Here is a 7764-nt window from a genome sequence, read left to right as displayed (position 1 = left end):
AGCGCCCCCCCGCCATGCCTGATGATGCACATCGGCTATGGCCGGCGCGTCGCGCGGCTCTGCCCTTCTTATGTCGATGGTTACCGTATTCATGACTGGTTAACCATAAACGCGGCCGGACCGGAAACGCAAGAGTCCTGTAAGGCCGGTCGCGGCCGTGCACAGGCGGCTTAGATCAGTATAGCCTAGATCTCGACCAGGTGGTCGTCGAGTTCGTTGAGGTCGCCTGCCTCGACGGGAAAATGCTCGCTCAGGAGCTTTCCGACAGTTCCCACGGCCGAAACGAAGCCGTCGGCCAAATTCCCCCTTCGTGCATCTGCGATCAGACTGCCCACGACATCGTCCCACACCGGCTGCGCAACCCGGCTGTTTATACCGCTGTCAGCTACTATTTCCGCATATCGTTCTGCCAACGAAACGAAAATGAGGACGCCGGTGCGCGCGGCAGTGACGTGGACGTTGCGGGAAAGGAACTGCTTCAGCGCATTGTCGTGCGCCCGCCGATATTGCAGCTGGCGCGGCACCAGAAGGATGCGAAGCGACGGAACCAGCCAGAGCAAGACCAGCGCGGAGCCGAGCGCCAGCATCTGCGCCGCCACGAACAGCGGCGCGCGCAGCGTCAGCCACCAATATTCGAGCGCGAAAGCGGCAACGAGGCTGGCTATGAGCATAGCCACCATCAACGTGAAGGCGGCGGGAAAGAAATAGCTGTCGCTCGAACGAGCGACGACGCAGTAGATTTCGCCTGACGTGCCTTGTTCGGCGGTCCGGATCGCCCCTGTGATGCGGGCGTGCTCTTCGGCGCTCAGGGGTCGTGACATATTGCGCACCTTACCAGCTCCCCGAAGAACCGCCGCCGCCCGACGAGCCGCCGCCACCGGAAAACCCGCCGCCTCCGCTGCTGCCCGACGACCAGCCGCCGCCGGATGAGCCCCCCGAATACCCGCCGCCGGAAGAGCCGCCACCGAAAGAAACGTTCATTCCGAGCCAGCGGTAGCGGCCCGGCCCGAGTTTTTTGCCGAAGATCGGCGCAAGGAACGCGATGGCGAAGCCGCCGAAGAACAGCGTTCCCCAGACAATGACGAACAGGACGACCACCAGATCGGGAAATTCGTCGCCGGTTTCCTGGTTGCGCTCAGCGCGCGCCTCCAGTTCGGCGGCGTTGCCCTCCAGCACCATGATGATGTCGTCGACGGCCCCGCTGATACCGGCCGCAAAATCGCCGGCGCGAAAGGCGGGAACCATGGTGTTTTCGATGATCAGCTTCGAATGCAGGTCGGTCAGCGTGCCTTCGAGGCCGTAGCCCACCTCTATGCGCATCTTGCGGTCCGACTTTGCGACGACGACCAGAATGCCGTTGTCCTCGCCGGCCTGGCCAAGCCTCCAGGCGCGAAACAGCCGGTTGGCGAAAGGCTCGATCGCTTCGCCGTCGAGGCTGTCGATGGTGGCAACGACGATCTGGTCAGAGGATTTTCCTTCGAAGGCGGCGAGCTTTTCCGTCAGTCCCGCCTCTTCGGCAGCGCTCATCAGGTCGGCATTGTCGACCACGCGGCCGGTGAGCGCCGGCAGTTCGGCGGCGAGGGCGGCGAGCGGGAGGAAAAGCAGAATGGCCAGTATCGCCATCAGCGTCAGGCCGGCGCTCGACGTTGCCCCCCTCTGTCCTGCCGGACATCTCCCCCACAAGGGGGGAGATTGGCTGTCATCTCCCGCCGCGGCCACTTTGGAACGCAGAAAACTGGCGATGGCAGTCAAACGGCCAATCTCCCCCCTTGAGGGGGAGATGTCCGGCCCTTCGACAAAGCTCAGGGCTGAGGGGGGCGCGAAAGAACGCAAGGCTGACCGGTTCACGTTAGCAGGGCGAAACTACCCGCCCTGCTGGGTGCCGAAATCCACTGTCGGGACTTCGATCTTGTCTTCCGCCACGGTGAAATTCTGGAACGGTTCGTTGTCGGTGAACCAGAAGTTTGCCCAAAGCAGAGACGGGAAGGTGCGCAGCGACGTGTTGTAGACCCGGACCGCTTCGATGTAGTCGCGGCGGGCGACGGCGATGCGGTTTTCAGTGCCTTCGAGCTGCGCCTGCAAGGCCAGGAAGTTCTGGTTGGCCTTCAAATCGGGATAGTTCTCGACCACCGCGAGCAGCCGCGACAGCGCGCCGGTCAGGCCCGCCTGGCTTTCCTGGAAAGCCCTGAACGCCTCGGGATCCTCGAGCCCTTCAGGCGAAAGCGTTGTCTGGGTGGCCTTGGCGCGCGCCTCGACGACCGATTGCAGCACTTCCCTTTCATGCGCGGCGTAGCCCTTCACGGTCTCTACGAGGTTCGGAATGAGATCGGCGCGCCGCTGATACTGGTTGAGCACCTCGCTCCATGCGGCCTTTGCCTGTTCCTCGGCCGTCGGAATGGTGTTGAAGCCGCATGCCGACAAAGCCGGCAGAACAAACGCCAGGACCAGCACGGCCCGGAAACTGCGAAAAACGGAAGGGGAAAAAAGGCGCTGGGCGAGCATGGAAACTCCTTGGGTCATCACAGAATGGTGAACGATTACCACATTGCCGGGCCAAAGGAATGGCTGGCCTCGCAGATATGCGGCCCATGCCTGTGCTCGCCTGCCCAAACGCGCTAGGCTCTTCGTGCACAAGGAAGGCTTTCAGTGGCAGGCAGGGAACCCGACAGGGATACGGAATCGCGGCGAATTCTCGACCGCATCGCGCGCGAGGCCGATTCGAGCGCCCCGCCGCCGCTGGTCTCGCGCACAGCAAAGCGCACGCGGGACCATTTGACGGCTGCGGATGCCGATCCCGCCGATCCGATCGAATATTGGGGAACGCGCATCGGACGTGTTATTGGGCTGGTCGTGACAATCGGCCTGATCGTCTGGCTGGTGATTTTCCTGGTGCGCGGGTAGGGTCAGATGAATTTGGTTGAAGCCGACGCGCCGCGCGCGGTCATCGTCGTTTCCAGTCATGTCGCCCGCGGCTCTGTGGGCAATCGCGCCGCGGTCTTCGCGCTCGAAACGCTGGGATATCCGGTCTGGGCGGTGCCCACGGTCATACTGCCTTGGCATCCAGGCCATGGCCGGGCGACAAGGATCGTGCCGGAACCGGAACAATTTGCGGCGTTGATGAAGGACCTCGAGCAAGCGCCGTGGCTGGGCGAAGTCGCCGGCGTGCTGTCCGGCTATCTCGGCAATGCCGAGCAGGCACATGCGGTTGCTTCGCTGGTCCAGGCGGTGCGCGCCAAAAATCCCCGCGCCACCTATATCTGCGATCCGGTCATGGGCGATGCAGGCGGCCTCTATGTCGCCGAGCCGCTGGCCCGTGCGTTGCGCGACGTGCTGGTGCCGATCGCCGACATCGCAACCCCGAACCGCTATGAGCTGGAATGGATGGCGGGCGCCAAGCTCGACGACATGCGCTCGGTGATCGCAGCCGCCAACGATGCCGGGCCGGCGACGATGCTGGTCACGTCCGCGCCGGCGATGATCGCGGGCGGCATCGGCAATCTGCTCCTGACCCCATCAGCGGCGCTGCTCGCCGAGCACCGGATCATCGAGCGGCCGCCGAACGGGCTCGGCGACTTGACCGCCGCCGTGTTCCTGGCGCGCCTGCTCGACGGGCAGCCTGCCGCCAAGGCGCTGCAGTCGACCACCGCCGCCGTTTACGAGATCCTGGCGCGCACGGCGAAACGGGGCGGCGACGAGCTGCAGCTCGAGACCGATGCGCAGAGCCTTTCACACCCGATGGCGATGGTGCAGTTGCGCCACCTCACGCATCCGGGCCGCGACCGGCGCGCATAACGCCTCGGTCAGGCCTGACCCGAGACCGAAAGTTCGACCCGATCGGCGGCGAAGCGCGTTTCGGAGAACTGCAGCGGCGAGCCGTCCAGGGTTTCGTTGATCGCAACCGTCACCAGCACGATGGCGCCGGGCGACAGGCGCAGATCAGCGAGGTCGGCTGAGTCCGCATGCCGCGCCGAAACGAGCGTCGAGCGGCGGACATAGTCGGACACGCCGAATTCCTGAAGCGCGGCTGTAATAGAGCCGCTCTGCGCGAACGCATTTTCGAAGCCGGCAAAATGGTTCGCGTGGAAGAAGCTCGTCGCACGAGACACCGGCCGGCCATCGGCCTCGCCCATGGTTTCAAGCCGCAGCACCGGCGCGCCCTGCGGCAGGTCCAAAGCCTCGGCCACCCGGCTGGTCGCCGGTTCGATCGCATGTGACAGAAGATTGCTGCGGCGGTCGCGCGCCTGACCTTCCAGACCTTCGGAAAAGCGGGTCCGGGCCGCAATCGGATAGGCGAGGCGACGGCGCGTTTCCACGAACGTGCCGCGACCCTGCTCGGCCCTCAGTACGCCTTCCTGCACCAGCGCCGCTATCGCGCTGCGCACCGTATGGCGGTTGACGCCGAAACGCTCCGACAGCGCCAGTTCCGGCGGCAGCCGGCCATCGGCGCCCAGCGTTCCGGTGCCGATAGCCTGCCTGATCTGGTCGGCGATCTGACGCCATAGCGCCACGCCGCTCCTGCGCGTCACCTCCCGCTCCAGTCCGGTCCCGATCAAATTCTTCTCCTGTCACGCACACGTCATGGACACGCGCTAGAACCCAGCTATAATTTGTTTGGTTGTATAGAACAATAGACAAATAGATGGACGTAGAGTCATGAAGAACGGCAGGCGGGAAGAAGCGGAGCGGAGCGCCGGGCGCAAGGCTGCGATGGCCGTCCTGACAGTCGCCTCCGGCGGCGAGATCAGGCGGCTGTGGGATGCGGCCGGCATCCAGACGGATGCGCAGGCGCTGCGCGGGCCGGAAACCCGGCTGGTGACGGTGCGCGGACGCATCGGCGGCGCCGGCGCGCCGTTCAATTTTGGCGAGGCGACGGTGACGCGGGCGACGGTGCGGCTGCCCGGCGGCGAGGTCGGCCACGCCTATGCGCTTGGCCGCGACAAGGAGAAGGCGAGGCTTTCGGCGATCGCCGATGCGCTTTGGCAGAACCCCGCCCGCCGCGCCGAAATCGAGGAGAAGATCATCGCGCCGCTCAAGGCTGCGCAATTGGGCGCCGACGAAAAACGGCGCGCGGAGACGGCCGCCACCAAGGTCGACTTCTTCACCATGGTACGAGGCGAGGACTGATGGACATGCTCGGCCAATCGATCGACGGCGGTTTCGCCGATCCCGTATTCGACGCGCAGTCGGTGTTCCGCACGGTCATGGAAGCCATGGCGCGGCCCGGCACGGTGCAGCCGATCGGCCGCCCCGCCTCGCCGCCAGCTCCGCTGACGCCCACCGCGGCGGCCGTGGCGCTGACGCTGTGCGACCACGACACACCGCTCTGGCTCGACCAGGCGCTGCTGGCGTCGGACGCTGCGAAGACCTGGCTTGGCTTCCACACAGGCGCGCCGCTGGCGCACAATCCGGCGGAAGCGCATTTCGCTCTGGTCTGCGACCCGGCCGGTATGATTGCGCTGGAGAATTTCGCCCAGGGCAACCAGGAATTTCCCGACCGCTCGGCAACGCTGATCCTTGCGGTCGAGAGCTTGACATCAGGCCTCCCGCTTCGCCTCGAAGGTCCCGGTATCGAGACGGAGGCGACGATCTCGCCGACGCCGCTGCCGCGCCACTTCGTCGAGCAGTGGAAGCAGAACCACGGCCGTTTTCCGCGCGGCGTCGATGTGATCCTGGCTGCGCCGGATCATGTCGCCTGCCTGCCGCGCACCACCCGCATCAAGACGATGGAGGCCTGACATGTATGTGGCCGTGAAGGGCGGCGAAGCCGCCATCGGCAACGCGCATGCGCTGCTTGCCGACCGCAGGCGCGGCGACCGCGACGTGCCGGCGCTGCGCCTCGACCAGATCGTCGAGCAGCTTGGGCTCGGCGTCGACCGGGTGATGGCGGAGGGTTCCCTTTACGACAGGGAACTTGCGGCTCTCGCCCTCATGCAGGCGCGGGGCGACATGATCGAGGCGATCTTTCTGGTGCGCGCCTACCGCACCACACTGCCGCGCTTCGGCTATACCCGCCCGATCGACACGGCGGCCATGCAGGTCGAACGCCGCGTCTCGGCGACCTACAAGGACCTGCCGGGCGGGCAATTGCTTGGCCCGACATTCGACTACACGCACCGCCTGCTCGATCCGGACCTGGCCGGCGGCGCGGATGTCGCCCAGCCGGAGCGGCGCGAAGCCGCGGCCAAACCCATGCCGCGCGTCTCCGAAATCTTGGCGCATGAAGGGCTGATCGAGCCCGACGGCAGCCTGCCGGACGGCCACGTCACCGGCGACATCACCCGAGAGCCGCTGGAGTTCCCGATGGAGCGCGACATCCGCCTGCAGGCGCTGTCGCGCGGCGACGAAGGCTTTCTGCTGGCGCTCGGCTATTCGACGCAGCGCGGCTATGGCCGCAGCCATCCCTTTGTCGGCGAAATACGCATCGGCGAGGTCGAGTTGGAGCTGGATGTGCCGGAATTGCCGTTCCCGGTCACGCTCGGCCGCATCCGCGTCACCGAATGCCAGATGGTCAACCAGTTCAAAGGCTCGGCCAAGGCGCCGCCGCAATTCACCCGCGGCTACGGCCTGGTCTTCGGCCAGTCGGAGCGCAAGGCGATGGCGATGGCGCTCTGCGACAGGGCGCTGCGCGCCCGCGAGTTCGGCGAGGATGTGGTCGCCGCGGCGCAGGACGAGGAGTTCGTCATCTCGCATTCCGACAATGTCCAGGCGACCGGCTTCGTCGAGCACCTGAAGCTGCCGCACTATGTCGACTTCCAGGCCGAACTCGACCTGGTGCGCCGCATGCGAGCCGAACACGAGGCAAAATCCGCGCCGGACGACATTCGCAAGGAGGCCGCGGAATGAACGTCCAAACCTGCCCAGCCTCGTCAGGCTGCGTCGCGTACAGAAACCACGATTTCCTTGCCGAGCGCCGCAAGCGCGGCTTCAAGCGCCTGAACTTTGGTAGGGTGATCCGGGTCGAGGATGCGGCGCGCCTCTCCCTCGGCCTTGCCCAGTCTGCGGGCAAGCTCGGATTTCGACAGGCCACTGGCATTGAACGCCTCAACGACAGCCAGCTTCAACGCCGTCGCCGCGTTGACCGGCACAGCCACCAGTCCCTTGCGTCTTGTGGCGGGCTTCGGAAGCGGCCAACCGAGAACCAGATAACCCCGCAGCGCCAAGCCGAGCGCCTCGGCGGCGTTGGCCCGAGCCTCTACCATGTTATCGCCGCCGGTGATCGCTTCCGGGACGTCCGGAAAGGTCACAAGGAATCCGCCATCGGGATCGGGTTCGATCTTCGCCGCGAAGGTGTATTCCATTTCAATCTCCACTGTGGGTGCTGTCGACCAGCGGCTCTTTCCAAAGCGTCCGCCCAAAAGTTACAGGATTCCCAACTGCTTCTTGATGGTTCTCACCTTCAAGTCAGACAGGTCGCCGGACTGGACGGTAGTCATCCTGTCTCCGAGTCTCACACGGTAGTGGGAACCCTTTCCTCTGTTCGTAAATACTTCGAAGTCCTTGTTCTGCTTTCTGGCCAGAGCCCGCAGCTCCCGGATCAGAGCCTCACGTTTCATTCGTCACTCCCCCCGAGCAAAATGAAACTCGCACATTTTTGTGCGTGCAGCAAGCGGCGTCCTGAACGGCAGCCCGGCTATGCCGAAGGCATGGAGCGCGCATAATGACTGAAATCGCCACCTACAACTTCGCTTATCTCGACGAGCAGACCAAGCGAATGATCCGCCGGGCGATCCTGAAGGGCATCGCCATTCCCGGCTACCAGGTGCC

The 7764-nt window shown here is 64.9% G+C and carries 11 protein-coding genes and 1 pseudogene; 6 read left to right on the top strand and 6 right to left on the bottom strand.

The features are described 5' to 3' along the window. From MAXJ12_RS39820 to MAXJ12_RS05500, 4 genes and pseudogenes are all read right to left on the bottom strand, one after another. Positions 1-93 (bottom strand): annotated as a pseudogene (locus MAXJ12_RS39820) (GNAT family N-acetyltransferase); the annotation flags it as partial. A 92-nt stretch (positions 94-185) separates the two neighbouring features. Then, on the bottom strand, positions 186-821 hold the full coding sequence (locus MAXJ12_RS05510; protein ID WP_008834793.1) for a TPM domain-containing protein: 636 nt from the start codon (positions 819-821) through the stop codon (positions 186-188). A gap of 10 nt (positions 822-831) precedes the next feature. After that, positions 832-1623, bottom strand: coding sequence for a TPM domain-containing protein (locus MAXJ12_RS05505; protein WP_008834792.1), 792 nt, complete (start codon positions 1621-1623; stop codon positions 832-834). A 240-nt stretch (positions 1624-1863) separates the two neighbouring features. Beyond that, positions 1864-2502 carry a LemA family protein gene (locus tag MAXJ12_RS05500; protein ID WP_008834791.1) on the bottom strand — a complete coding sequence of 213 codons (639 nt, stop codon included), beginning with the start codon at positions 2500-2502 and terminating at the stop codon, positions 1864-1866. A gap of 144 nt (positions 2503-2646) precedes the next feature. On the opposite strand from MAXJ12_RS05500, the gene MAXJ12_RS05495 reads away from it, so the two are divergent. Further along, a complete protein-coding gene (locus tag MAXJ12_RS05495; RefSeq protein WP_008834790.1) occupies positions 2647-2901 on the top strand; it encodes a hypothetical protein in 255 nt (84 codons plus the stop codon). 6 nt (positions 2902-2907) lie between these two features. Then, positions 2908-3792, top strand: a complete 885-nt coding sequence (gene pdxY / locus MAXJ12_RS05490; RefSeq protein ID WP_008834789.1) for a pyridoxal kinase PdxY — start codon at positions 2908-2910, stop codon at positions 3790-3792. 8 nt (positions 3793-3800) lie between these two features. On the opposite strand, the gene phnF is transcribed toward pdxY, so the two are convergent. Then, positions 3801-4553 (bottom strand): phosphonate metabolism transcriptional regulator PhnF, encoded by a 753-nt coding sequence (gene phnF, locus MAXJ12_RS05485; protein ID WP_008834788.1) that lies wholly within the window; start codon positions 4551-4553, stop codon positions 3801-3803. A 100-nt stretch (positions 4554-4653) separates the two neighbouring features. On the opposite strand from phnF, the gene phnG reads away from it, so the two are divergent. Genes phnG through MAXJ12_RS05470 form a run of 3 tightly spaced genes read left to right on the top strand, consistent with a single transcriptional unit; the run spans position 4654 to position 6843 of the window. After that, positions 4654-5124 carry a phosphonate C-P lyase system protein PhnG gene (phnG, locus tag MAXJ12_RS05480; RefSeq protein ID WP_008834787.1) on the top strand — a complete coding sequence of 157 codons (471 nt, stop codon included), beginning with the start codon at positions 4654-4656 and terminating at the stop codon, positions 5122-5124. Then, entirely contained in the window at positions 5124-5735 is a 612-nt protein-coding gene (gene phnH / locus MAXJ12_RS05475; RefSeq protein WP_008834786.1) for a phosphonate C-P lyase system protein PhnH, read from the top strand. Before phnG ends, phnH begins: the two co-directional genes overlap by 1 nt. Before the next feature lies 1 nt (position 5736). Next, positions 5737-6843 (top strand): carbon-phosphorus lyase complex subunit, encoded by a 1107-nt coding sequence (locus tag MAXJ12_RS05470; RefSeq protein WP_008834785.1) that lies wholly within the window; start codon positions 5737-5739, stop codon positions 6841-6843. Positions 6844-6866: 23 nt separating this feature from the next. Here the strand turns inward: MAXJ12_RS05470 and MAXJ12_RS05465 are convergent, their stop codons facing one another. Then, positions 6867-7298, bottom strand: a complete 432-nt coding sequence (locus MAXJ12_RS05465) for a type II toxin-antitoxin system HicB family antitoxin (RefSeq protein WP_008834784.1) — start codon at positions 7296-7298, stop codon at positions 6867-6869. A 359-nt stretch (positions 7299-7657) separates the two neighbouring features. On the opposite strand from MAXJ12_RS05465, the gene MAXJ12_RS36545 reads away from it, so the two are divergent. After that, positions 7658-7764 (top strand): alpha-D-ribose 1-methylphosphonate 5-phosphate C-P-lyase PhnJ (locus MAXJ12_RS36545; protein ID WP_008834782.1); only part of this gene is annotated, 107 nt, incomplete at its 3' end.

This window comes from Mesorhizobium alhagi CCNWXJ12-2, from assembly GCF_000236565.1.
In the GTDB taxonomy this organism is placed as follows: Bacteria; Pseudomonadota; Alphaproteobacteria; order Rhizobiales; family Rhizobiaceae; genus Allomesorhizobium; species Allomesorhizobium alhagi.
Note: the sequence above shows the minus strand (reverse complement) of the source record. Positions and strands in the feature narration are given on the sequence as shown.